The following is a 21652-nucleotide window of genomic DNA, read 5'->3' as shown; positions in this document are numbered from 1 at the left end:
GATTCCTCATTGGATCTGAGAGGAGTTTAACCGCCAGAAAAGACATCGCCCGGCTGCACATCCAATGTGCGGCCGGGCGATGGTGACTTCCTTGTAGGCTTCCTGCCGATGTTTGCGGCTTCCTGCCCCGTTACCTTCCAGGCAACCGAGGTTGCTGCCTGCGTGTAAGCACATCCTTGTAGGCGTCCTTGCCGTTGTCCCCCTGGCTTCCTGCCCCCTTGGCCCCGCCTGCGCTTCCTGCACCGGCCGGGACGTGGGGATATTCGATTAGCGTCGCGCGACTGGCTTGGCCTTGCTTGCCGTTGCCGCCGCCGGCGCATTCTTCTGGACCGCCGCCGTGCGTCCCAGCTCGATGCGATCGCGGTTCTTTTCCACCGTCTTCAGGCCGATGCCCTTGACCATGGCCAGTTCTTCCAGGCTCTTGAACACGCCATTAGCTTTGCGGTAGTCGACGATGGCTTGCGCTTTGGCGGGACCGACATTGACCAATACCGCATCGATAGTGGCCGCATCGGCGGTGTTGATATTGACCTTGTCGGCGGCATAGGCACTTGTGGCCAGCAGCAACGACAACGCGAGGGATTTGAGGATGATGGCGAACGATTTCATGGCAACTCTCCTTGTGGCGATGGGTTAGGGTTCGCCGGGGCCGGAATCTGTTCCGTCCGCCGGTGTGAACAGTCTCCGCTCCAGGGCACGGTCAAAATATCGCCTTAGTCCTGCCGGCGATGCCGGTGGAAGCCCCGCCGTGGCGTAGGGAAATTCCTACCCGGCGTTCCGCTTCAACGACTGCCCAACATGCACGGGCGTAGAATCGGCGTATTGACAAGGGCACTGGAGAATCCATGGACACCGCCAAGATCGACCGTTTCGTTTCCGGGTTGTGGGATGACGAAATCGTCCCCCAGCTGGTCGAATACATCCGCATCCCCAACAAGTCGCCGATGTTCGACAAGGACTGGGTGGCCCACGGCTACATGGACGATGCGGTCAAGCTGATGGAGTCCTGGGCACGCAAGCAATCCATACCGGGCATGGCCCTGGAAGTGGTGCGACTGGAAGGCCGCACCCCGCTGATTTTCATCGAGATCCCGGCCAGCGGCCCTGAAACCGGCGCTGATACCGTGCTGTTGTACGGGCACTTGGATAAGCAGCCCGAGATGACCGGCTGGGACAGCGGCTTGGGACCGTGGATCCCAGTGCTCAAGGACGACAAGCTGTTCGGCCGTGGCGGCGCCGACGATGGCTACGCCATCTTCGGTTCGCTGGCCGCGATCCAGGCGTTGCAGGAACAGGGCGTGCCGCATGCGCGCTGCGTGATCCTGATCGAGGCCTGCGAGGAATCCGGCAGCTACGACCTACCCGCCTATGTTGATCATCTCGCCGAGCGCATCGGCAAACCCTCGCTAGTGGTATGTCTGGATTCGGGCTGCGGGAACTACGACCAGCTGTGGTGCACGACCTCGCTGCGCGGCATGGCTGGCGGAAATTTCTCGGTCAAGGTGCTGTCCGAAGGCGTGCACTCCGGCGACGCCTCGGGCATCGTGCCGTCCAGCTTCCGCGTCCTGCGCGAACTGATTTCGCGACTTGAGGATGAAGCCACCGGAAAGATCAAGCCGGAAGGCTTGTCCGTCGACATCCCGCAGGAACGTCGGGAACAAGCCGCCAAGGTGGCCGGCGTACTGGGCGACGAGGTCTACGACAAATTCCCGTTCCTGCCGGGCATGAAGCCGATGGCCGACGACCTGACCGAATTGGTGCTCAACCGCACTTGGCGTCCTGCTCTGTCGATCACCGGCGCCGATGGCTTGCCACCACTGGAGTCGGCCGGCAACGTGCTTCGTCCGCAGACCGCAGTGAAGCTGTCGCTGCGCCTGCCGCCGACACTGGATGGCAAGCGCGGCGGCGAGATATTGAAAGAATTGCTGCTCCGCGATCCGCCCTATGGCGCACAAGTTGAGCTTGCGCTTGAAAAGGCGTCCAGTGGCTGGAATGCGCCCGCGCTCTCGCCATGGTTGTCCAGCGCCATCGAAGCCGCCTCGCAGGCTGCGTTCGGCAAGCCGGCGATGTACATGGGCGAAGGCGGAACCATCCCGTTCATGGGCATGCTGGGCGAAAAATTCCCTGGCGCCCAGTTCATGATCACCGGCGTGCTGGGGCCGCATTCCAATGCGCACGGTCCCAACGAGTTCCTGCACATCCCCATGGGCAAGCGCGTTACCGCCTGCGTGGCCAAGGTCATCGCCGATCATCACGGCGCCAGCGTGCGTGGCGAAACCACCGGCGTGGCCGCGGTGGCCGGCGGCGACCAGCACGGCGAGCACGGTTGCTGCTGAGCCTGACAGCGGTGTGGCGGGCTGCTAATCTCCGCCACACCTAACCCAAGGGGAGTGCGTAATGGAAGGTCTGCTCGGTAGCGGTAGCTGGCTCTACGTCATCTTCATCGGCTTCATCGTCGGTCTGCTTGCACGTTTCCTCAAGCCAGGCAATGACGGCATGGGCATTATCCTGACCATTCTGCTGGGCATCGCCGGCGCGGTGCTGGCCAGTTTCATCGGCCAGCAAATGGGCTGGTACGCCCCAGGACAAGCGGCAGGATTCATCGGCGCGCTAATCGGCGCCATCGTGATCCTGCTGATCGTCGGCCTGCTCCGTGGCAAGAAGCGTGGCGCTTTGCCGCCGCGTTGATCACGCTCTTCGCTAAAAAAACAGAACGCCCGCGCAAGCGGGCGTTCTGTTTTGGCGGTCCGCTCTATTCCTGCCAATCAGCCACTACGGCCATAGATATCCGAGTAGCGGACGATGTCGTCTTCGCCCAGATAGTCGCCGGACTGCACCTCGACCAATTCCAGCCACTCGGTGCCTGGATTCTCCAAACGATGCTTCGCACCGATGGGAATATAGGTGGACTGGTTCTCGAAAAGTTCGAACACATCGTTGTCGCGGGTCACCCTGGCGATGCCCTTGACGATGATCCAGTGCTCGGCGCGGTGCCGGTGCGACTGCAGCGACAGCTGCGCGCCCGGCTTGACCTTGATTCGTTTGACCTGATGGCGCGTGCCCACATCCACGGAATCGTAGCTGCCCCAGGGACGATGCACTTCACGGTGAAGGACTGCCTGGCTTCGCTGCGCATCCTTCAACCGGGCGACCACCTGCTTTACTTCCTGCACTCGATCCTTGCGCGCCACCAGCACCGCATCGTCGGTTTCCACCACCACGATATCGTCCACCCCCACCAGCGCCACCAGACGCTGTGCATAGGCATAGCTGTTGCGGGTGTCCACTGCGATCACATCGCCGTGGTGGGAATTGCCGTCGGCATCGTGGTCGGCCACGTCCCACAGGGCCGACCAGCTGCCGACATCGTTCCAGCCGATATCCACCGGTAAAACCATGGCATCGGCGGTCTTCTCCATCACTGCGTAGTCGATTGAATCGGCCGGACTGGCGGTGAAGGCTTCTTTGTCCAGACGGACGAAATCGCCGTCACGTTGTGCGGAATCGAATGCAAGGGTGACCGCGTCCACGATATCCGGCCGGAACTTGCGCAGCTCCTCCAGGTAGCGGCTGGCACGAAACAGGAACATGCCGCTATTCCAGTAGTAACTGCCAGCGTCCAAGTACGACTGCGCGGTCGCTTCATCCGGTTTTTCCACGAAGCGCAGCACTTTCTGCGGGCCGGATCCTTTTTCCGACTGGATGTAACCGAAGCCGGTCTCCGGTGCATCCGGCATGATGCCGAAAGTCACCAGCGCACCGGCCTCCGCGACCGCGACGACTTCCATCACGGCATTGCGAAACGCGGCCGGATCACGCACCACATGGTCCGACGGCAGTACCAGCAATAATGGGTCTTGCCCCCCCGCCAGGGCCTGCAAAGCCGCGGCCGCGATTGCCGGCGCGGTATTGCGGCCCACGGGTTCAAGGAGGATGGCAGGCACGGGTGCACCAATCTGGCGCAATTGTTCGGCCACCAGGAACCGATGTTCTTCGTTCGCCACTATGATCGGCGCGGCGCTGGCTAGGGGCGCCACCCGGCGCCAGGTCGCTTGCACCATGGTGTCATCGCCTACCAGCGGTAGGAACTGCTTCGGGTAAGCCTCACGCGACAATGGCCAAAGTCGCGTGCCAGAACCACCCGACAACAAAACAGGCTGCAGAAGAGCCATGCATTTCCTCGCTAGTAATGGGCGGCGCAGTTTACCCTGTCGACCTTAACAGCCTTTTGATCCGGATAAATCGGATGACGTTGGACTTTTTACATCATGATGAGCGCGAATCCACCCGTCTGGATTGGGCACGACGCGCCCTTGGCGACGCCGATGCGAGCCTGCAGCGTGCGTCGGTAGATGCGGGACACCGAAGCTACTGGCGCAGCACGGGCGCAGGCCCGAACCGCATCGTGATGGATTCGCCCCCCGACCTGGAGGATGTGCGGCCATGGCTGCGCATGCACGATCTTCTGGAGCGTGGTGGCGTGCGAGTGCCGCAGGTGTTGGCGCGCGATGTGGACGCCGGTTTTCTGTTGCTGGAAGATCTGGGAGGACCGACCTTGGCCCAGGTCCTCGACCCTGCGAACGCCGACGAATATTTCGAGGCAGCCATCAGCCAGCTGCTGCGGCTGCAATCGATTGTCCCACCTGCGGATATGGGCGAATTCGGCGAGGCGCTGTTGCAACGCGACGCGGGTCTGTTCGAGGAATGGTTTTTGGGCCGCCACCTGGGCCTGGCTCTGGATTGCAAGGACTCGGAGAACCTGCAGCTCGTCCAGCGCCGGCTAATGGACAACGCGCTAATACAGGCACAGGTATTGACTCATCGCGACTTCATGCCGCGCAACCTTATGCCCACGAAACCGGAACTGGCGGTGCTGGATTTCCAGGACTGCGTGCGCGGCCCGGTCGCTTACGACGCGATCAGCCTGTTCAAGGACGCCTTCCTCAGCTGGCCGTTGGCGCGGGTGGATGGCTGGCTGGCGCAGTATCACCAGCGCGCGCGCGCCGCAGGATTGCCGGTGCCGACACTAACGCAATTCCAGCGTGACGCGGACTGGCTGGGAGTGCAGCGCCATCTCAAGATCCTGGGCATCTTCGCCCGCTTGCACTATCGAGACGGCAAAGCGAAATACCTGCCGGACGTGCCGCGGTTCGTCACTTACCTGGATGAAGTACTGCCGCGCTATCCGGAACTGCAGCCGCTCGCCAATCTGCTGAAAACCAGGATCAAACCAGCCTTGCGCTCGAAGGCCTCCGCATGAAGGCTTTGATTTTCGCCGCTGGGCTGGGCGAGCGCATGCGCCCGCTGACCGAGCACACGCCCAAGCCGCTGCTGACGGCAGGCGGCAAACCATTGATCGTCTGGCACCTGGAAAAACTCGCTGCAACCGGCGTGCGCGAAGTGGTGATCAATACCAGTTGGCTGGCCGAGCAATTTCCGCGAACACTGGGCGACGGCGAACGCTGGGGTCTGCGTATCGCCTATTCCTATGAAGGCAAAACGCCCTTGGAAACCGGGGGCGGCCTGTTGCACGCCCTGCCTCTGTTGGGCGACGCCCCCTTTCTACTGGTCAATGGCGATATTTGGACCGACTACGATTTTGCTCACCTTCCGCGTGAACCGGAAGGACTGGCGCATTTGGTGATGGTGGACCGCCCGGTTCAGGCCACCCATGGCGACTTCGCCCTCGACGAGAACGGCCACGTACGCGCCGATGGCCCGCATTTGCTTACCTATGCGGGACTCGGCGTGTACCGGCCGCAATTGCTGCAAAGCTGGCGCGACATCGTCACTGACGCCGGTGCGCAGGAGGAACCGCCGCGCTTCCGCTTGGCCCCGGTGCTGCGCACGCATATGCCGTCCGGCATGATCGGTGGCGAATATCACGGCGGCCGCTGGACCGATGTAGGCACGCCGCAGCGACTCGAGGAACTGGATCGACGACTGACCACGCCCGATTGACTACGCCCAATCGGCAGGGTTTGCGACGCAAGGCGCTCCGTATCCGTATCCTCCTGCAATGCATCCCGCCCCAGAAGCCAATCCTGAAGAAGCCGCGCTGGTACGCAAGGCACGCTGGGGCGACCACGCCGCATTCGCGCAGCTCTACCGGATGCATGCCAAGGCCATCCACTCGTTGGCGTATCGCCTGACCGGCAATGCCGCGGCGGCCGAGGACATCACCCAGGACACCTTCTTGAAAATGCTGGGCTTCCTTTCAGGATTGCGCAGCGACGCGCCCTTACGGCCTTGGCTGAAAAGAGTAGCGGCCAACGCAGCGATCGACAGACTGCGCCGCGAGCAACGCTTCGTGGCGGAGGCCGACCATGATGCGTGGCCCGACGACAGTACCGATCCTACCGAGAACATGGAAATCCTGGGCCTGCTGCAACGCCTTCCGCCGCTGGCGCGTACCGTAGTGTGGCTACATGAAATGGAAGGCTGGTCCCACCCGGAACTGGGGGAACGTTTTGGCCGCAGCCCGAGTTGGTCGAAGTCGATCGTCTCACGCGCCCTGACGCGGCTGCGCGACGATCTGGAAACAGGAATTACCGATGATTGAACTTTCTACCGAACTGCGCGAACGACTGAACGCCCTACCTGAGATCGCGCTGCCCGATAGGCTGTGGCGGCGAGTGGAAGCCGGACGCAAGCGGAAAATCCGGCGGCGGAAACTCGGCGGCGGAATTGCGGCGCTGATGCTTGTGGGGGTAATGGCGGCGCCTTTGCTCAGTCCCATGCTCACTGGCACCCAAGCTACGCAGGGCGACGAACAAGGGATCGCGCAACAGTCCACCGATGGTGGACAAGCCAATAGCGGACAAGATCCGCAGGCCGAACTGCGCGCGCTTGACCAAGCGTTGCAGGCGGCCTACGACCGCGGTGCCAGCGACGCAGAAATAGCGCCGATGTGGGTGACCCGCGATGCGTTGTTTGCGGGCATAAGGTCCGGTCGCCCTGCCGTCCGGCGCAATGGAATTTGATTCAGGAGTTACCGTCATGTCGTTCCGTGCTCTCTTTGTCGGCGCGTTGTTCAGTACGGGCCTGCTGGCGACCACCCATGCAGTGGGCCAGCAACCCGCGGGATTCGTTGTCGCCAATGCACGGGCCGACACCCTTTCCGATCAGACACGGTATGAACTGGGCGCAGTGGTCGATGTGCGAAGACCCAACGCCAACGGCGTTACCATTCTTGCGATCACCCCGGGCGGAGCTGCGGACCGATTGGGGTTGCAAGCGGGCGACCAATTGCGCGCTATAAACGGACATCGCCTAGACGGCTCGCCAAAACCTTCATCGGCAATTGAAAACGCGTTGCAGGAAAGCGATGGCGCGCTGCGCGTGGAAGCCGTGCGCAACGGTAAAACGCTGGTGCTTTCGGGCCGCGCGGACACCGCCAACTCTGCGTCGCAGGGAAACACCAAGTCGTGCGGCTATGTCAGTGCGGAAGGCGTCGTTCCCCGCAGCAAGGGCGTATTTCAAGCTGAAATCACCCAAGTCGACGGACGTAGCACGCCGATCCAGCGTACGCTGCGCCACCGTGTGCATTCCGGCAAGCATGTCCTGGTGGTGCGTGAGTTCATCGATCCTGCGCGCCTGAATTCCGCGCAACTCCTGCAGATCGCGAAGATGAAGAAGTTTGCGATGGCGCGCGCCTACAAATCGCTGGTGGTCGACGTGGAGCCCGGCATCAGCTACCGCATCGGCGCGCGCCTGCTCAAGGACAAGCTGGATGCGCAAAGCATCCGCGACAACGCCTACTGGGAACCGGTGGTCTGGGCGAAAGTTCCGGAAACCTGCCGCTAGCAACAGCCTGCTGCGTACGGCGGATCAATGCCAAAAAAAAAAGTCGCGTCGATACTTGCTTTCAGGCTGACGCATCCATTACCTGGCGCAGGAAAGGCACCGTGATCCTTCGCTGCGCGGCCAGCGATTCGCGATCCAGGCGATCCAGCAATGCGACCAGGCTGGCCAGATTGCGGTCGGTACGGGAGAGCATCCAGTCGATGGCCGCCTCTTCGAGGACTAGGCCACGCCGCTGGGCGCGGTCGCGCAGTACTTCCGCGCGGGATGCGTCGTCCAACGGATGCAACAGGATGCGGGCATTCTGGGACAACCGTGAACGCAGATCGGGCAGGACGAGATCCAGCAGGTCGGGCACCTCCTGCGCCGCGTAGAGCAGATTCAATCCGGCACTACGTGCGCGGTTGTGGAAATCGAATAGAGCGATCTCGTCGTCGCGATGACCGGCAATGGCTTCCAACCCGTCGAGTGCGACCACGTCGTTGCCTTCCAGCGCATCCAGCGCGTCGCGCAGCCGCCCGCTCGCAGCTGTTAGCGGCAGATACGCGGAGCGGCGTCCCGCCTGTTCCGCATCGGCGCAAAGCGCGAGCGCCAGGTGTGTCTTGCCTGTTCCAGTGGCGCCTGCCAGGTAAAGCCAATCCGCACCCTGCACTCGCGCAAGTTCACGCAGCTGCGCGATTGCCCCCGGCGGTGCGGCGATAAAGCTTTCCAGGCGCTGGTCGGGCGGATAGCGCAACGCCAGCGGCAGTTGCGGGACGCTCACTTCTCGTCGGCGACCTTGGGCGAGGCTTCTTCTACGATGATGCTCTCGTCCACGACATTCTTGTCTACATAGGTGTCGAGAATGATCGTGGGGTGTTCGCCCGCATAGAGATGGCTCTGCGTGTAACGCTCATGCGCGTAGCGGAGCAGTACGTTGACAACCGCGGCCATCGGCAACGCCAGCAGCATGCCCAGGAAACCGAAAAGTTGGCCGCCGGCCAACACCGCGAACACAACCGCGACAGGATGCAGGCCGATGCGGTCGCCCACCAGCTTCGGAGTCAGCCAGTAGCTTTCGATCAGCTGGCCCACACCGAATACGGCCAGCACGCCTGCGATGTGCTTCCAGTCCCCGTACTGCATCAGCGCGGCCATCACGCCGAGCACCACGCCGCTGGTCGGTCCCAGGTAAGGCACGAAGGTCAGCAGTCCGGCGATGATGCCGATCAGGATGCCCAGGTCCAGGCCCACCGCCCACAGGCCGATGCCGTACATGATTCCCAGGATGATCATCACCAGGAATTGACCGCGCAGGAAGCCGCCCAACACATCGCTGGATTCCCGCGCCAGCCGGCTGACTGTCTCGATGTGGTCGCGCGGCACCATTGAGGCCACACGGCCCACGATCAGGTCCCAGTCGCGCAGAAAGAAAAAGGTGATGACCGGGATCAACACGATGTTGGCCATCCAACCGATCAGTGCGAAGCCCGAACGCGACACATATCCCAGCACTGTCGCAGCCATGCCGCCGGCGCGTTCCCAGTTGCTACGCACCAGCTCGATCAGATGGTCCAGATCCAGCCATGAGGCGATCTGGACGCCGAAACGTCCTTCGATCCAGGGAATGGCCACACTGGTGAACCAGAGCCGGTACCGCGGCAGCGATTCGATCAGGGTCGAAATCTGACTTTCGATTATCGGCACCAGGATGATCAGCACCAGCGCCAGCAGCAGCGCCATCAGCGTGAACACCAGGATTACCGCGGTGTTGCGGGAGCGTCCGGCCAATTCCAGGCGGTCCACCAGCGGATCGCCCAGCCAGCCCAGCAAGGCAGCCACCGCGAACGGCGTCAGGATGGGCGCCAGCAGCCACAGCAGCCAGCACGCACCTACGCCGACCGCAGCCCACTGCAGGCGACGCAGGAAGCGCGCGATTTCGAATTCGGGGGTATCGGTCATGCCAAGATCACTTGAGTGGTCACCTTAGGTGGTACACAGGAGGATCGCCCTCGCCGCCTTCCAGCGGACTGTCGTCGCCCAGCGTGCGCTTAAAGCCCGGGATTCCCGTCAGCAACTCCAGGTCCACTTCCAGCGTATTGCCGCTGGCGCGCACCGGGGTGATCTTGCGGACCACGCTCATGCCCTGCAATGCGGCCGACAGGCGCAGGTAGTCATCGGCGCTATCGATGCCCGTGAAGATCAGGCGATAAGTGCCTGAGGAACCTCCGCTGCCGCGCTTTCCGTAGCGCTTCATCAATGCCTCGGCGGCACCATCGGCACCGGCGGCCATGGCGCCACGCGCATCGGCGTCCTTGCTGGTCCATTTCGACAGTATCTTGCCGTTGTCGACGAACACCCAATCGGCTACCCAGCCGCCTTTGCCGCGATAGAGCTTGCCCAGCAGCTGCATCGGCGGACTGTACTTGGCCGAAGCGCGCGCCACGGCGGCGCTGTCCTGACGCCAGATGGCGCCGACCAAAGCTTGCTCGGCGGCATTGCCGGTGGGTAGGCCGAGCTTGAAGCCGCGTTCGACGGCTCGATTCAACAACGGCCGGACGGCATTGGCCTGCGGCAGACCCACCAGTCGCGGACCGCTGCCATCGTCGATGGCAAGCCAGATCACCGGCTTCGGCCGCGGCTGCGGCCATACCGGCAGACCCAGCGCGCTCATCAGCGAATCGACCTCGGCGGGCGTGAAACGCACCACCAGGGTGCTGCGAAAGGTCGGAGCGCCCGAGGGAGAAGTTCCCTGGTCCTGACGATAGTCGTAGCTGGCGACATAGTTCTTGGCATTGCGTAGTTCTGCGCCCACACCCGGTCGGCCCGCTGCGCTGCGATCGCCGCTGAGCTTGCCCAGCACCATGCTCAGGGCGCGGGCGAAGGCGCTGTTGCGCTCGGCTTCTCCCTGGCCGTTAACGGGTACTTCGGCGTCGTACATGCCTTGTGCGCCAGCGCGGTCGCCTTCGGTACGCAAATCGGTTTGCGCCCAGGCCGTGGAGGCCGGCAGCAAAGAAAGCGATAGCAAATAAAGAACCGCGACCAACGCAAATCCAGAAATCCGGCGCATCTAGAGCATCCCTGTAGCCAGCGATTGCCTGGCGAACGGGTGAATTGTTGCCCGAATGCGTGCTTGGCGCCAATCTGGGTCGTTCAGGACGGACGATTCGCATGCGTATTCCCTTAAAATCAACGGTTCTCCCGCCCTCGCCATGGCTCTTCCGTGACCCATCCCACCCCGCCCGCACCAATCCCAATGACCTACCGCGATGCGGGGGTCGATATCGATGCGGGCAATGAAGTCGTAGAACGCATCAAGCCGGCCATTCGGCGCACCCTGCGCCCGGAAGTGCTGGGTGGTGGCATCGGTGGCTTCGGCGGGCTGTTCGATCTGTCCGGTAAGTACAAAGAGCCGGTGCTGGTTTCGGGCACCGACGGCGTCGGCACCAAACTGATCCTCGCCAAGCAGCTGAACCGCCACGACACCATCGGCATCGATCTGGTCGCCATGTGCGTCAACGACGTGCTCGTGCAAGGTGCCGAACCCCTGTTCTTCCTCGATTATTTCGCCACCGGCAAGTTGGATGTGCAGACCACGGTCGATGTGGTGGGCGGCATCGCCAAAGGTTGCGAAATCGCCGGTTGCGCCCTGATCGGCGGCGAAACCGCGGAAATGCCCGACATGTACCCGCCTGGCGAATACGACCTGGCTGGTTTCACGGTCGGCGCGGTAGAAAAGGCCAGACTGATCGACGGCAGCTTGGTTCATCAGGGCGATGTACTGATCGGCATCGCTTCCAGCGGTCCGCATTCCAACGGCTATTCGCTGATCCGCAGGATTCTCGCGCGCGCCGGCGTCGCACCGGGCAACGGCGGACTCGACCTCGACTTGGGTGGCGTCAAGCTGGGCGACGCGCTGATGGAACCCACGCGCATCTATGTGAAGCCGGTGTTGGAACTGCTTGCGAAACACGATATCCACGCCATGGCCCACGTGACCGGCGGCGCGTTGATCGAAAAAATCATCCGGGTGGTGCCCAAATCGCTGGGGCTGGAAATCGATCCGACCTCCTGGCCGTTGCCGCCGGTGTTCGACTGGCTGCAGCGCGAAGGTGCAGTGGCCAATGCCGAAATGTGGCGCACCTTCAACTGCGGTATCGGTTTCGTACTGATGGTCGCGCAGGATCAGGCCGCCGCGCTGGAGACGGATATCGAACGTCTGGGCCTCGATCACTGGCGGATCGGTGAAGTGGTGAAGTCGGACGGCGCCGAACGCTTGAAGATCGGCTGACGCCGCGCATGCCGGCCGGAAAGAGGATCGCGTTGGCGCTGACGCTTGCCGTGTTCGCGGCGAGCTGGATCGCGCCGCTGTGGCCCGCAGAACAGGCTCTGCACAGCAGCCTCACGGTGGTCGGACTGGTCTGGCTTTGGCGGCACGACCACCGCTGGCCGCTGCTCACCTGGCAATTCGCGCTGATCTGCGCCTTCATCTGCGTGCACAGCATCGCCGCACGCTGGCTGTATTCCAATCTGCCGTACGACCAGTGGATACAGGCAGCAACTGGATGGTCGCCGCAAAGCGCGTTCGGCTGGAAACGAAACAACATGGATCGGCTGATCCATCTTCTCTACGGCGTTTGCTTTGCTCCTGCGGCCCTCCACTACCTGCGCCAGCGCTGGCCGCTCAGCCCGCGCCAGGCATTCGTGCTCGCGGTCATGGCGATCATGTGCAGCAGCCTGTTGTACGAGTGGTTGGAATGGGCCATCGCCCTGACGCTCTCGCCCGAAGCGGCGGAGTCGTACAACGGCCAGCAGGGAGATATGTGGGATGCGCATGCCGACATGTTGCTGGCGACGCTGGGCGCGTTGAGCGCATGGCCGCGCCGCGATGTGCTCACGCATCCTGCTGTGCAAGCGGTCGTTCCGTGAGTGGGCGCATCGCCGTTTTGGTCTCCGGCCGCGGCAGCAATCTGCAAGCGCTGCTGGATGCGATCGCGGACGGACGGTTGAAAGCGGAAATAGTCGGCGTGTTCTCCGACAAATCGCAGGCGCCGGCGCTGGAGCGCGTTCCGCAAACCGTACGCTGGGCGGCCGATGCGCGTTCGTTCCCGGACCGCGCTTCCTTCGACCACGCAATGGGCGAAGCGGTCGCCGCCTGCCAACCCGAATGGGTGGTGTGCGCAGGTTACATGCGCATCCTGGGCGATGATTTCATTGCGCGTTTCCGCGGTCGGCTGCTCAATATCCACCCTTCCCTGCTGCCGAAATACCGCGGCCTGCATACCCACGCGCGCGCGCTGGAGGCCGGCGACGAGCGCCACGGCGCCAGCGTGCACTTCGTCATACCTGAACTGGACGCCGGCAGCGTGATCGCCCAGGCCAGCATTCCCGTGCAGCCTGGAGATACGCCGCAAACCCTGGCCCACAGGCTGCTCCCGCAGGAACATGCGCTGCTGGCGGCGGTCCTGCGCCTGGCCATCTGCGGTCGGCTTGCTGAACGCGACGGCATGGCGTTTTGCGATGGTCAGCCCTTATTTAGACCTCTGCGTCTAGATTCTGCCGGTAATCTGACGCCTCCGGACGCCATCTCCTCTCCATGATCTCCCTGCTCCCCCGCGCAATCCTGGCCGGTGCGCTGGCCCTGGCCAGCTTGCCTGCGCTTGCGCTCGAGCCTTTCGTGGCCACTTACCAGGCCTACAACGAAGGCAAGCTCGCCGGCAGCGCGAAGATGCAGGTTGTGCAAAACGGCGGCAACCGCTGGCGAGTGGACCTGGGCATTCGCGGCACCCGTGGTTTCGCGCGCCTGGCGGGCTTGAACATCGAACAAAGCACGCTGTTCGACGCGGTGGGCGATGCGTATCGCCCGCTCAGCCAGGCCACGGTCAAGCACGCCTTGTTTTCGGGCAAGAAGATCTCGGGCACTTACGACTGGAATGCGCTGAGTGCGCGTTGGCAGGGCGACGTCAAGAAGACGCGCACCGCGCCGGTGCCGCTGCGCGACGGCGACATGAGCTCGCTGCTGATGAACCTGGCGGTGATCCGCGATGCCCAGCCCGGCAAGTCGCTCAGTTACCGTGTGGTCGACGACGGCCGCGTCCGCGACTATCAGTACGCGGTTGCCGAACAGACCGAAATCGTCGCCGTGGATGATCTCAGCTACGACGCCATGCGCGTAGCCCGCACCAACGGCGGCAACGATGAAACCATATTCTGGGTCGCCAACGGCGTCCCTACCCCGGTCCGGATCTTGCGCCGCGAGAACGGCCAAGACACCATTGACCTGCGCCTGGTCGAATACCAAGGAGTGCAATAAGCCATGAAAAAAATTCCAATTCTCGCGGGTATCGCCGCCGGCTTGCTGGCCGTGGCCAGTCTGCCTGCCGCTGCCGTCGAAGCCTTCACCGCCCAATACCAGGCAAGCGCCATGGGCATGCAGGGCGATGGCCAGATGTCGATCACCTCGCAGGGCGGCAACCGCTGGCAGTACAGCCTCACCATCAAGAACCAGTTGGTGGACTTGAGCCAGAAGACGGTGTTCGACGAACAGAACGGCTGGCTGCGTCCTCTCTCCAGCGCCGACTTGTCACGGGTGCTAGTGAAGAAGAAAGCGGTCAATGCCAACTTCGATTGGAGCAAGAACCAGGCCACATGGAATGGCGATGTCAAGCCGGAACGTGCCGGACCGGTCGCTTTGAAGACTGGAGATATGGACGCGTTGCTGGTGAACCTGGCCCTGGTGCGCGATGTCGCTGCGGGCAAGCCGCTTACCTATCGCATGGTCGAGAACGGCAATGCCAAAACCATGAGCTACCAAGTGGCCGGCAAGGAAAAGATCACCGTCGGCGGACAATCACGCGACGCCACCAAGGTGGTACGCACCTCGGGTAACAAGCAGACCATCGTATGGGTGGTGCCCAACATGCCGGTGCCCGCGCGCATCCTGCAGCGCGAAGACGGACAGGATTCGATCGATCTGCAGCTCAAAGCCTGGCACTGACGACCCGGCGCGTTGTCGGCGCCGCATAAGCTGCTGCAAAAGAAGAAGCCCGGCATCGCCGGGCTTTTTTTATTCCTTCTTCGGCTCCGTCGCCATGGTGGTACGACAATCGACACGGATGCTCCGTTTGCCTTCGCGCCAGTAGTACTCGCTGCATTCGCGTTGTCCTTGGCTGGTCTTGGTTACGCCGACCGCATAGAACGACTGCATTATTTCCTGCTGGGTCACCGTGCCATCTGCGTTCCAGTCCATCTCCTTGGTGGGAATGCCGCTGATGCCCGCCGCGCCGACATACTGCAGCCAACCGACCACCCCCAACGCGATCACAACCAGGCCAAGCACGGCCTTGCGGCGCGTGGAGAATCGTTTTTTGGTTTTCACCGTGTTTGCGCTCATGTCGGCAGGCTCACGAAATGCGCCGAATCTTGGCGCCCAACCCACTGAGCTTTTCCTCGATGTTCTCGTAACCGCGATCGAGGTGGTAGATACGGTCGATAGTGGTGTCGCCTTCCGCCACCAGACCGGCCAGGATCAGCGAAGCGGAAGCACGCAGGTCGGTCGCCATCACCGGTGCGCCGCTGAGCTTGTCGGCGCCGCGGATGATGGCGGTATGCCCTTCCACGCGGATGTCGGCGCCCAAACGCAGCAGCTCGTTGACGTGCATGAAACGGTTTTCGAAGATGGTTTCGTTGATCACGCCCACGCCATCGGCGATGCAGTTCATGGCCATGAACTGGGCTTGCATGTCGGTGGGGAAAGCGGGATACGGCGCGGTGGTCAGGCTGACCGCGCGGGGACGCTTACCCTGCATGTCGAGAGTGATGGTGTCGGCGGTAGTCTGGATGGAAGCGCCGGCCTCGGTCAGCTTGCCCAGCACCGCGTCCAGCGTATCGCCACGGGCGCGCCGCGCGACGATGCGGCCGCCGGTCATCGCCGCGGCCACCAGGAAGGTGCCGGTCTCGATGCGATCCGGCAGCACCGCATGGCGGCCGCCGGAGAGGCGTTCCACACCGCGCACCACGATGCGCGAGGTACCGGCGCCTTCGATATCCGCGCCCAATGCGATCAGACAGTCGGCCAGATCGGTGACTTCCGGTTCCATGGCCGCGTTCTCCAGCACGGTGGTGCCGTCGGCCAGGGTAGCGGCCATCAGCACGTTCTCGGTGCCGGTGACGCTGACCATGTCGAACACGTAGCGCCCGCCCTTCAACCGTTTCGCCGTAGCCTTGATGAAGCCGTTCTCGACCGTGATGTCGGCACCCAACGCCTGCAGACCCTTGATGTGCTGGTCGACCGGCCGCGAACCGATCGCGCAGCCGCCCGGCAACGAGACTTCCGCTGCGCCGTACTTGGCCAGCAAAGGTCCCAGCACCAGGATCGAGGCGCGCATGGTCTTGACCAGCTCGTAGGGCGCGACGTGCTGGTTGACGCTGCGCGGATCCACCGTGATCGCGCTGCCCTTCGACAAAGTGCCCTCATCGATGCTGATGCCCGCGCCCAGTTCGCCGAGCAGCTTCACCGTGGTCACCACATCGTGCAGATGCGGCACATTGGTGATTTCCACCGGTGCATCGGCCAACAGGGTGGCGCACAGGATCGGCAGCACCGCGTTCTTGGCGCCGGAAATGGTGACTTCGCCGTTGAGCGGGTTGCCGCCGGTAACTACGATTTTCTGCATGGGTCGTCTGGCTCAGGAATGGGAGATGAGAAGGCGCAGCCTTCTAGGGATAGCGCAGCAGGAGATAGCTCAGTGGGATCGCGCGGCTTCCTCGGGCGTCACGGTCTTCAGGGCCAGGGCGTGGATCGCGCCGCCCATCAGCTCGCCCAGAGTGGCGTAGACCAGCCGGTGACGGGCGAGTGGCAGCTTGCCGCGGAACGCCTCCGAAACCACGCTGGCCTCGAAATGCACGCCGTCGTCGCCCTGCACCTGTACTTCAGCCCCCGGCAGGCCGGTTTCTATCAGTTTACGGATGGTTTCGGCGTCCAACGTGCCTTTCCTTATAAAATGAACGGTCATTCTAACCTCCGCCCGACGCCCGCATGCCTGAGTTGCTGCCCCAGATCGCCGAACCGACCGACGCCAGCCTGGCCGCCAGCGGTCGTCGCGTGGTCGAAATCGAGGCCCGCGCGCTGGAGCATCTGGCGACCCGGATCGACGGAGGATTCTCCGCGGCCTGCCAGCTGGTCCTCGCCTCCAAGGGTCGTGTGGTCGCCACCGGCATGGGCAAATCCGGGCATATCGCACGCAAGATCGCCGCCACCCTGGCCTCCACCGGCACACCTGCTTTCTATGTGCATCCGGGCGAAGCCGGCCACGGCGACCTGGGCATGATCACCGACGCGGACGTGGTGCTGGCTCTGTCCTATTCGGGCGAATCCGACGAAATCCTGACCCTGTTACCGGTGCTGAAGCGCCAGGGCAATGCGGTCATCGCGATGACCGGCCGGCCGCAATCCACACTGGCGCGCGAATCGGATGTGCATCTGGATGTCAGCGTGCCCGCTGAAGCCTGTCCGCTGGATCTGGCGCCCACCTCCAGCACCACCGCTACCTTGGCCATGGGCGACGCGCTGGCGGTAGCGCTGCTGGAAGCGCGCGGATTCACCGCCGACGACTTCGCACGTTCGCACCCCGCCGGCAGCCTGGGCCGCCGCCTGTTGCTGCACATCACCGACGTGATGCACGCCGGCGATGACGTGCCGCGCGTGGGCCTGGACGCCACGCTAAGCGAAGCTCTCATGGAAATGAGCCGCAAGCGGCTGGGAATGACCGCCGTGGTCGACGACGAAGGCAAGTTGATCGGGTTGTTCACCGATGGCGACCTGCGCCGCACCCTCGACGATGCGGCGCTCGACGTCCGCACCGCGATGATCGCCGATGTGATGACGCGCGGTCCGAAGACCATCGCCGCCGACCAGCTGGCCGTGGAAGCCGCGCGCCTGATGGAAACCCACAAGATCAGCGGTCTGGTCGTGGTGGACCAAGCCGGCCGTGCCGTCGGCGCGCTCAACATTCACGACCTGTTGCGCGCCCGCGTGGTCTAAAGAAAACGCATGATTTCCCCCGCCTCCCCTCTCGATGCCGATCTCCGTGCGCGTGCCCGCAAAATCAAGCTGGCCTGCTTCGATGTGGATGGCACCCTAACCGACGGACGTCTCTATTACGACGATGAAGGCGGCGAATCGAAGGCGTTCCATATCCTCGACGGACAAGGACTGGTACTGCTGAAGCGGGCCGGCATCGCGGTGGCCTTGATCACCGCGCGCAACAGCAAGGCCGCCGAAAGGCGTGCCGCCGAACTCGGCATCGAGGTATTCACCGGCGCCAAGGACAAACTGGGCCAGGTGCGAGCGCTGTGCGAGCGTCAGGGCATCGGCCTGGACGAAGTGGCTTTCATGGGCGACGACCTTCCCGACCTGGCGCCGCTCTGCGCCGCGGGATTGGCGGTGGCGCCGGGCAACGCGCACCGCTGGATCGCCGAACGCGTGCATTGGGTCACTTCCGCGCGCGGCGGCGAAGGTGCCGCACGCGAGTTGTGCGATCTGCTGCTCGACGCGCAAGACCGGACCGAAGCGCTGCTGACGGAGTGGACCCGATGAACTGGCGCACGGTGCTGGGTCTGGTATTGCTGGTGGCCGCGATCACCAGCGGCTGGTCGGCGTGGAAGCAGCGCGACGTCGCCGAGCCGGATGCCCCTTCTTCCGAGCGCCCCGATTACCTCATGCGGGATTTCGAGGTGATCGGCCTGGACGACCAGGGCCAGGAGTCGATCACCCTGCGTGCGCCGGAGATGCAGCGCAATCCCAGAGATCAAACCTTCACGATCGCCACGCCCCTGTTCCTGCTTCCCGACACCGATGGACACCATTGGGAAATGCGTTCCAAAACCGCCTGGGTTAGCCCCAATGGCGACGAGTTGCGGCTGTCGGGCGATGTGAAGGGAACCAGCCCTAAGGAAGGCGCCATACCCACAACTTTCGATACTCAGCGACTGAATGTATTCCCCCGCAAAAACCTCGCTTCCACCGACGATGCGGTCACCATCACCCGTCCGGGTTCTATACTCAGCGGTGTAGGTTTTGAAACCAACACCAAAACCAAGCAATACACCTTCAAGTCCCAGGTCAAGACCCGATATGAACCCAAGTCTGCGCGCTAGCCTCATTGCCATAATCGCCCTGTCGGTGCCGGCACTGGCGTGGGCGAAGTCGTCCGATCGCAACCAGCCCATCTATCTGGATTCCAATAACCAGGAAGGTGTGATGGACGGCAACAGCACAAATGTCTGGACTGGCAACGTAACCCTCAAGCAGGGCACGCTGGATATAGCCGCGCAGCGCGCCGAACTCACCCAGCGCGATGGCGACCCGTCCAAGGCGGTTTTTACCGGTACCCCGGTGAAGCTGAAGCAGCAGCAGGACGACGGCACGTGGATGGATGCCACGGCCAGTCGCATTGAATACGACATGTCCACCGAAACCATCACGCTGATCGGGAACTACACGGTGAAGTCCCCGCGCGGTTCGAATAGCGGCCAGCGCATGGTCTACAACACCAAGACCGGCAACATGCAGAGTGGTGGAGACGGTACGCGCGTGAAAACCGTAATCCAGCCAAAATCGGCCGGCGCAGTAAAGAAACCCGGGGAAACCAAGTAATGCTTTCCGCTCAGGGTCTGCGCAAGCACTACCGGCAGCGCGAGGTGGTCGCGGACTTCGGCCTGACTCTGGATGCGGGAGAGGTGGTCGGGCTGCTGGGGCCCAATGGCGCCGGCAAGACCACCTGTTTCTACATGATCGTGGGCCTGGTGGCCGCCGACGCCGGCAAGATCGAGCTGGACGGCCGCGACATCACCGCCGAGCCCATGTACAAGCGCGCAAAGCTGGGCGTCGGCTATCTGCCGCAAGAGCCTTCAGTGTTCCGCAAGCTCACCGTGTCGGACAACATTCGCCTGGTTCTGGAGCTGCGGGAGGACCTGGATTCGGCAGGCGTGGACAAGGAACTGGCCTCGCTGCTGGACGAACTGCAGATCAGCCACGTGTCCGAGCAACTGGGTGCCAGCCTGTCCGGCGGCGAACGCAGGCGCTGCGAGATCGCCCGTGCCCTGGCCGCCAAACCCAGGCTGATACTGCTGGACGAACCCTTCGCCGGCGTCGACCCGATCTCGGTCGGCGAGATCCAGCGGATCGTGAAGCACCTCAAGAATCGCGGTATCGGCGTACTGATCACCGACCACAACGTGCGCGAGACCTTGGGAATCTGCGACCGGGCGTATATCCTCAACGAAGGCAGCGTACTGGCGCAGGGGGCACCGGACGCGCTGCTGGCAAATCCGGACGTGCGTCGCGTGTACCTTGGGGAAACTTTCCGCCTCTGAAGCGCGTCGCGCGGCCCGGTGCCGCGCACACTGTATTTCGGATTGCGGAAATGAAGCCACGCCTCCAGACATCGCTGGGTCAGCAACTGGTCATGACGCCGCAATTGCGTCAGGCCATACGCTTGCTGCAAATGTCCGCGGCCGAACTCGAAATCGAGATCACCGAAGCGGTGGAGACCAATCCCCTGCTGGATTGGGACGACAGCGCCCCGAGCAGCGACGATGCGGCTCCCGCCGACACCCCTCCGGAAGATCCACGCGAAACCCCCAGCGACAACGAGAGCGACGAATGGTCGCCCGACGAATCGCCCTGGTCGATGGACGGCGTCAGCCACGGCAGCGGCGGCTCCTTCGACGACGATGACGATCAAGGCACAGCAGCCGAGCGCGTCGCCGAGATCGACACCCTGCAGGATCATCTTCTGTGGCAACTCCATCTCTCGCACTTGTCGCCGCGCGACCGCAGGATCGGTGCGGCGCTGATCGATGCGTTGGAAGACGATGGCTACCTGCGCGAACCGTTGTCCGGCATTGCGGAGACGCTGCTTCCGGAAGTGACCGCCGGAGAGGATGAGATCCTTACCGTACTGCATCAACTGCAGCGCTTCGACCCGGTAGGCGTGGCCGCACGGACGCTAGGCGAATGCCTGCATCTGCAACTGGCGGTGTTGAGCGACGATACGCCCGGCAGGGCGCTGGCCTTGGAGATCGTCGACGGCACCTCGCTGGAGCGCCTGCCGAAAAGCGGCATCGCGGGGCTGGCGGCCGAGCTCAAGCGACCGGTGGAAGAAGTGGAGGAAGTGGTGCAGCTGCTGCGTTCGCTCGACCCCAAGCCAGGGGCTCAGATCGGCGAGCTCACCCATGACACCTACGTGGTCCCCGATTGCGTGGTCTGGCGCCAGCGCGGCGTCTGGCGTGCGGCATTGGCCGGCAACAACCTGCCCCGGATCACCATCCACAGCGGCTACGAGCAGATGATCCGGAAATGCGGCGAGAACGACGCCGGCTACCTGCGGAGCCACCTGCAGGAGGCCCGTTGGCTGCTGAAGAGCCTGGAAGCCCGGGGCGATACCTTGCTCAAGGTCACCCGCTGCCTGTTGCGGCAGCAAGCCGGCTTCCTGGAATTCGGCGAACAGGCGTTGCGACCGCTGACTCTGAGGGAAGTCGCGACCGAAGTCGGTCTTCACGAATCCACGGTTTCACGCGCCATCGCACGCAAGTATGTGCGGACTCCGCGTGGAACCTTGCCGCTGCGCGCGTTCTTCGCTTCCGGCGTCAGCACCGAGGGCGGTGGCGAAGCGTCCAGCATCGCCATTCAGTCGATGATCCGCCGTCTGATCGAAAACGAGAACCCGCGCAAGCCGCTGTCCGACGCCAAGCTGGCCGACCTGCTCAAGACCTCTGGTGTACCGGTGGCGCGCCGTACCGTGGCGAAGTATCGTGAAGCTATGGAAATACTTTCGTCGCATGAACGCGTGCGCATCGGTTGATAACG

General features: G+C 63.1%; 26 protein-coding genes. 18 read left to right on the top strand and 8 right to left on the bottom strand.

The annotated features are described in order from the left end of the window. Positions 1-267: 267 nt before the first annotated feature. Entirely contained in the window at positions 268-609 is a 342-nt protein-coding gene (locus AC1DTQ_RS14525) for a ComEA family DNA-binding protein (protein WP_477850475.1), read from the bottom strand. A gap of 236 nt (positions 610-845) precedes the next feature. Here AC1DTQ_RS14525 and AC1DTQ_RS14520 point away from each other — a divergent pair, with 236 nt between their 5' ends. Both AC1DTQ_RS14520 and AC1DTQ_RS14515 read left to right on the top strand, forming a co-directional pair. Continuing rightward, the gene (locus AC1DTQ_RS14520; RefSeq protein ID WP_477850474.1) at positions 846-2336 is read left to right on the top strand and encodes a M20 family metallopeptidase; all 1491 of its coding nucleotides are present in this window, start codon (positions 846-848) and stop codon (positions 2334-2336) included. 61 nt (positions 2337-2397) lie between these two features. Continuing rightward, positions 2398-2688, top strand: a complete 291-nt coding sequence (locus AC1DTQ_RS14515) for a GlsB/YeaQ/YmgE family stress response membrane protein (protein WP_477850473.1) — start codon at positions 2398-2400, stop codon at positions 2686-2688. Between the two features lie 77 nt (positions 2689-2765). On the opposite strand, the gene AC1DTQ_RS14510 is transcribed toward AC1DTQ_RS14515, so the two are convergent. Further along, positions 2766-4172, bottom strand: coding sequence for a mannose-1-phosphate guanylyltransferase/mannose-6-phosphate isomerase (locus tag AC1DTQ_RS14510; protein WP_477850472.1), 1407 nt, complete (start codon positions 4170-4172; stop codon positions 2766-2768). Positions 4173-4252: 80 nt separating this feature from the next. Here AC1DTQ_RS14510 and AC1DTQ_RS14505 point away from each other — a divergent pair, with 80 nt between their 5' ends. The 5 genes from AC1DTQ_RS14505 to AC1DTQ_RS14485 are packed head-to-tail and all read left to right on the top strand — an operon-like array spanning position 4253 to position 7806. Then, positions 4253-5260: an aminoglycoside phosphotransferase family protein gene (locus AC1DTQ_RS14505; RefSeq protein WP_477850622.1), complete on the top strand. Its 1008-nt coding sequence runs from the start codon at positions 4253-4255 to the stop codon at positions 5258-5260. Further along, positions 5257-5961 (top strand): N-acetylmuramate alpha-1-phosphate uridylyltransferase MurU, encoded by a 705-nt coding sequence (gene murU, locus AC1DTQ_RS14500; RefSeq protein WP_477850471.1) that lies wholly within the window; start codon positions 5257-5259, stop codon positions 5959-5961. The genes AC1DTQ_RS14505 and murU overlap by 4 nt, the downstream gene beginning before the upstream one ends. A 58-nt stretch (positions 5962-6019) precedes the next feature. Next, positions 6020-6562: an RNA polymerase sigma factor gene (locus tag AC1DTQ_RS14495; RefSeq protein WP_477850470.1), complete on the top strand. Its 543-nt coding sequence runs from the start codon at positions 6020-6022 to the stop codon at positions 6560-6562. Further along, positions 6555-6983, top strand: coding sequence for a hypothetical protein (locus AC1DTQ_RS14490; RefSeq protein WP_477850468.1), 429 nt, complete (start codon positions 6555-6557; stop codon positions 6981-6983). Before AC1DTQ_RS14495 ends, AC1DTQ_RS14490 begins: the two co-directional genes overlap by 8 nt. Positions 6984-6999: 16 nt before the next feature. Further along, positions 7000-7806: a PDZ domain-containing protein gene (locus AC1DTQ_RS14485; protein ID WP_477850467.1), complete on the top strand. Its 807-nt coding sequence runs from the start codon at positions 7000-7002 to the stop codon at positions 7804-7806. A gap of 61 nt (positions 7807-7867) precedes the next feature. On the opposite strand, the gene hda is transcribed toward AC1DTQ_RS14485, so the two are convergent. The 3 genes from hda to AC1DTQ_RS14470 are packed head-to-tail and all read right to left on the bottom strand — an operon-like array spanning position 7868 to position 10852. Then, positions 7868-8566, bottom strand: a complete 699-nt coding sequence (gene hda, locus AC1DTQ_RS14480) for a DnaA regulatory inactivator Hda (protein WP_477850466.1) — start codon at positions 8564-8566, stop codon at positions 7868-7870. Then, positions 8563-9744 carry an AI-2E family transporter gene (locus AC1DTQ_RS14475; RefSeq protein ID WP_477850465.1) on the bottom strand — a complete coding sequence of 394 codons (1182 nt, stop codon included), beginning with the start codon at positions 9742-9744 and terminating at the stop codon, positions 8563-8565. The genes hda and AC1DTQ_RS14475 overlap by 4 nt, the downstream gene beginning before the upstream one ends. 19 nt (positions 9745-9763) lie before the next feature. Continuing rightward, positions 9764-10852 carry a DUF2066 domain-containing protein gene (locus AC1DTQ_RS14470; protein ID WP_477850464.1) on the bottom strand — a complete coding sequence of 363 codons (1089 nt, stop codon included), beginning with the start codon at positions 10850-10852 and terminating at the stop codon, positions 9764-9766. 186 nt (positions 10853-11038) lie between these two features. Here AC1DTQ_RS14470 and purM point away from each other — a divergent pair, with 186 nt between their 5' ends. From purM to AC1DTQ_RS14445, 5 genes are read left to right on the top strand one after another with little or no spacing between them, the layout of a single operon-like run. Further along, positions 11039-12073 (top strand): phosphoribosylformylglycinamidine cyclo-ligase, encoded by a 1035-nt coding sequence (gene purM / locus AC1DTQ_RS14465; RefSeq protein WP_477850462.1) that lies wholly within the window; start codon positions 11039-11041, stop codon positions 12071-12073. Between the two features lie 8 nt (positions 12074-12081). Beyond that, positions 12082-12711, top strand: a complete 630-nt coding sequence (locus AC1DTQ_RS14460) for a DUF2238 domain-containing protein (RefSeq protein WP_477850460.1) — start codon at positions 12082-12084, stop codon at positions 12709-12711. Continuing rightward, positions 12708-13382, top strand: a complete 675-nt coding sequence (purN, locus tag AC1DTQ_RS14455) for a phosphoribosylglycinamide formyltransferase (RefSeq protein ID WP_477850459.1) — start codon at positions 12708-12710, stop codon at positions 13380-13382. Before AC1DTQ_RS14460 ends, purN begins: the two co-directional genes overlap by 4 nt. Next, positions 13379-14095 carry a DUF3108 domain-containing protein gene (locus tag AC1DTQ_RS14450; RefSeq protein WP_477850457.1) on the top strand — a complete coding sequence of 239 codons (717 nt, stop codon included), beginning with the start codon at positions 13379-13381 and terminating at the stop codon, positions 14093-14095. The genes purN and AC1DTQ_RS14450 overlap by 4 nt, the downstream gene beginning before the upstream one ends. A 3-nt stretch (positions 14096-14098) precedes the next feature. Further along, positions 14099-14779 (top strand): DUF3108 domain-containing protein, encoded by a 681-nt coding sequence (locus AC1DTQ_RS14445; RefSeq protein ID WP_477850456.1) that lies wholly within the window; start codon positions 14099-14101, stop codon positions 14777-14779. Between the two features lie 69 nt (positions 14780-14848). On the opposite strand, the gene AC1DTQ_RS14440 is transcribed toward AC1DTQ_RS14445, so the two are convergent. The 3 genes from AC1DTQ_RS14440 to AC1DTQ_RS14430 form a co-directional block, all read right to left on the bottom strand. Then, entirely contained in the window at positions 14849-15160 is a 312-nt protein-coding gene (locus AC1DTQ_RS14440) for an EF-hand domain-containing protein (RefSeq protein WP_477850454.1), read from the bottom strand. Between the two features lie 25 nt (positions 15161-15185). After that, entirely contained in the window at positions 15186-16457 is a 1272-nt protein-coding gene (murA, locus tag AC1DTQ_RS14435) for a UDP-N-acetylglucosamine 1-carboxyvinyltransferase (RefSeq protein WP_477850453.1), read from the bottom strand. 69 nt (positions 16458-16526) lie between these two features. Then, positions 16527-16766 (bottom strand): BolA family protein, encoded by a 240-nt coding sequence (locus AC1DTQ_RS14430; RefSeq protein WP_477850621.1) that lies wholly within the window; start codon positions 16764-16766, stop codon positions 16527-16529. 53 nt (positions 16767-16819) lie between these two features. Here AC1DTQ_RS14430 and AC1DTQ_RS14425 point away from each other — a divergent pair, with 53 nt between their 5' ends. From AC1DTQ_RS14425 to AC1DTQ_RS14400, 6 genes are read left to right on the top strand one after another with little or no spacing between them, the layout of a single operon-like run. Continuing rightward, a complete protein-coding gene (locus tag AC1DTQ_RS14425; protein WP_477850452.1) occupies positions 16820-17824 on the top strand; it encodes a KpsF/GutQ family sugar-phosphate isomerase in 1005 nt (334 codons plus the stop codon). Between the two features lie 9 nt (positions 17825-17833). Then, entirely contained in the window at positions 17834-18379 is a 546-nt protein-coding gene (locus AC1DTQ_RS14420) for a KdsC family phosphatase (protein ID WP_477850451.1), read from the top strand. Continuing rightward, positions 18376-18939 carry an LPS export ABC transporter periplasmic protein LptC gene (gene lptC, locus AC1DTQ_RS14415; RefSeq protein ID WP_477850450.1) on the top strand — a complete coding sequence of 188 codons (564 nt, stop codon included), beginning with the start codon at positions 18376-18378 and terminating at the stop codon, positions 18937-18939. The genes AC1DTQ_RS14420 and lptC overlap by 4 nt, the downstream gene beginning before the upstream one ends. Then, a complete protein-coding gene (gene lptA, locus AC1DTQ_RS14410) occupies positions 18917-19438 on the top strand; it encodes a lipopolysaccharide transport periplasmic protein LptA (protein ID WP_477850448.1) in 522 nt (173 codons plus the stop codon). The genes lptC and lptA overlap by 23 nt, the downstream gene beginning before the upstream one ends. Beyond that, positions 19438-20157, top strand: coding sequence for an LPS export ABC transporter ATP-binding protein (gene lptB / locus AC1DTQ_RS14405; protein ID WP_477850447.1), 720 nt, complete (start codon positions 19438-19440; stop codon positions 20155-20157). The genes lptA and lptB overlap by 1 nt, the downstream gene beginning before the upstream one ends. A gap of 50 nt (positions 20158-20207) precedes the next feature. Beyond that, positions 20208-21647, top strand: a complete 1440-nt coding sequence (locus tag AC1DTQ_RS14400; protein ID WP_477850446.1) for an RNA polymerase factor sigma-54 — start codon at positions 20208-20210, stop codon at positions 21645-21647. Positions 21648-21652: the final 5 nt, after the last annotated feature.

It is taken from the genome of Pseudoxanthomonas sp. P4_B2, from assembly GCF_056402315.1.
Note: the sequence above shows the minus strand (reverse complement) of the source record. Positions and strands in the feature narration are given on the sequence as shown.

Excerpts from the sequence above, each read along its gene's own strand:
- AC1DTQ_RS14525 (WP_477850475.1), bottom strand. The coding sequence starts at position 609 with ATGAAATCGTTCGCCATCATCCTCAAATCCCTCGCGTTGTCGTTGCTG.
- AC1DTQ_RS14520 (WP_477850474.1), top strand. The coding sequence starts at position 846 with ATGGACACCGCCAAGATCGACCGTTTCGTTTCCGGGTTGTGGGATGAC.
- AC1DTQ_RS14515 (WP_477850473.1), top strand. The coding sequence starts at position 2,398 with ATGGAAGGTCTGCTCGGTAGCGGTAGCTGGCTCTACGTCATCTTCATC.
- AC1DTQ_RS14510 (WP_477850472.1), bottom strand. The coding sequence starts at position 4,172 with ATGGCTCTTCTGCAGCCTGTTTTGTTGTCGGGTGGTTCTGGCACGCGA.
- murU (WP_477850471.1), top strand. The coding sequence starts at position 5,257 with ATGAAGGCTTTGATTTTCGCCGCTGGGCTGGGCGAGCGCATGCGCCCG.
- AC1DTQ_RS14495 (WP_477850470.1), top strand. The coding sequence starts at position 6,020 with ATGCATCCCGCCCCAGAAGCCAATCCTGAAGAAGCCGCGCTGGTACGC.
- AC1DTQ_RS14490 (WP_477850468.1), top strand. The coding sequence starts at position 6,555 with ATGATTGAACTTTCTACCGAACTGCGCGAACGACTGAACGCCCTACCT.
- AC1DTQ_RS14485 (WP_477850467.1), top strand. The coding sequence starts at position 7,000 with ATGTCGTTCCGTGCTCTCTTTGTCGGCGCGTTGTTCAGTACGGGCCTG.
- AC1DTQ_RS14475 (WP_477850465.1), bottom strand. The coding sequence starts at position 9,744 with ATGACCGATACCCCCGAATTCGAAATCGCGCGCTTCCTGCGTCGCCTG.
- AC1DTQ_RS14470 (WP_477850464.1), bottom strand. The coding sequence starts at position 10,852 with ATGCGCCGGATTTCTGGATTTGCGTTGGTCGCGGTTCTTTATTTGCTA.
- purM (WP_477850462.1), top strand. The coding sequence starts at position 11,039 with ATGACCTACCGCGATGCGGGGGTCGATATCGATGCGGGCAATGAAGTC.
- AC1DTQ_RS14460 (WP_477850460.1), top strand. The coding sequence starts at position 12,082 with ATGCCGGCCGGAAAGAGGATCGCGTTGGCGCTGACGCTTGCCGTGTTC.
- AC1DTQ_RS14450 (WP_477850457.1), top strand. The coding sequence starts at position 13,379 with ATGATCTCCCTGCTCCCCCGCGCAATCCTGGCCGGTGCGCTGGCCCTG.
- AC1DTQ_RS14445 (WP_477850456.1), top strand. The coding sequence starts at position 14,099 with ATGAAAAAAATTCCAATTCTCGCGGGTATCGCCGCCGGCTTGCTGGCC.
- murA (WP_477850453.1), bottom strand. The coding sequence starts at position 16,457 with ATGCAGAAAATCGTAGTTACCGGCGGCAACCCGCTCAACGGCGAAGTC.
- AC1DTQ_RS14425 (WP_477850452.1), top strand. The coding sequence starts at position 16,820 with ATGCCTGAGTTGCTGCCCCAGATCGCCGAACCGACCGACGCCAGCCTG.
- AC1DTQ_RS14420 (WP_477850451.1), top strand. The coding sequence starts at position 17,834 with ATGATTTCCCCCGCCTCCCCTCTCGATGCCGATCTCCGTGCGCGTGCC.
- lptC (WP_477850450.1), top strand. The coding sequence starts at position 18,376 with ATGAACTGGCGCACGGTGCTGGGTCTGGTATTGCTGGTGGCCGCGATC.
- lptA (WP_477850448.1), top strand. The coding sequence starts at position 18,917 with ATGAACCCAAGTCTGCGCGCTAGCCTCATTGCCATAATCGCCCTGTCG.
- lptB (WP_477850447.1), top strand. The coding sequence starts at position 19,438 with ATGCTTTCCGCTCAGGGTCTGCGCAAGCACTACCGGCAGCGCGAGGTG.
- AC1DTQ_RS14400 (WP_477850446.1), top strand. The coding sequence starts at position 20,208 with ATGAAGCCACGCCTCCAGACATCGCTGGGTCAGCAACTGGTCATGACG.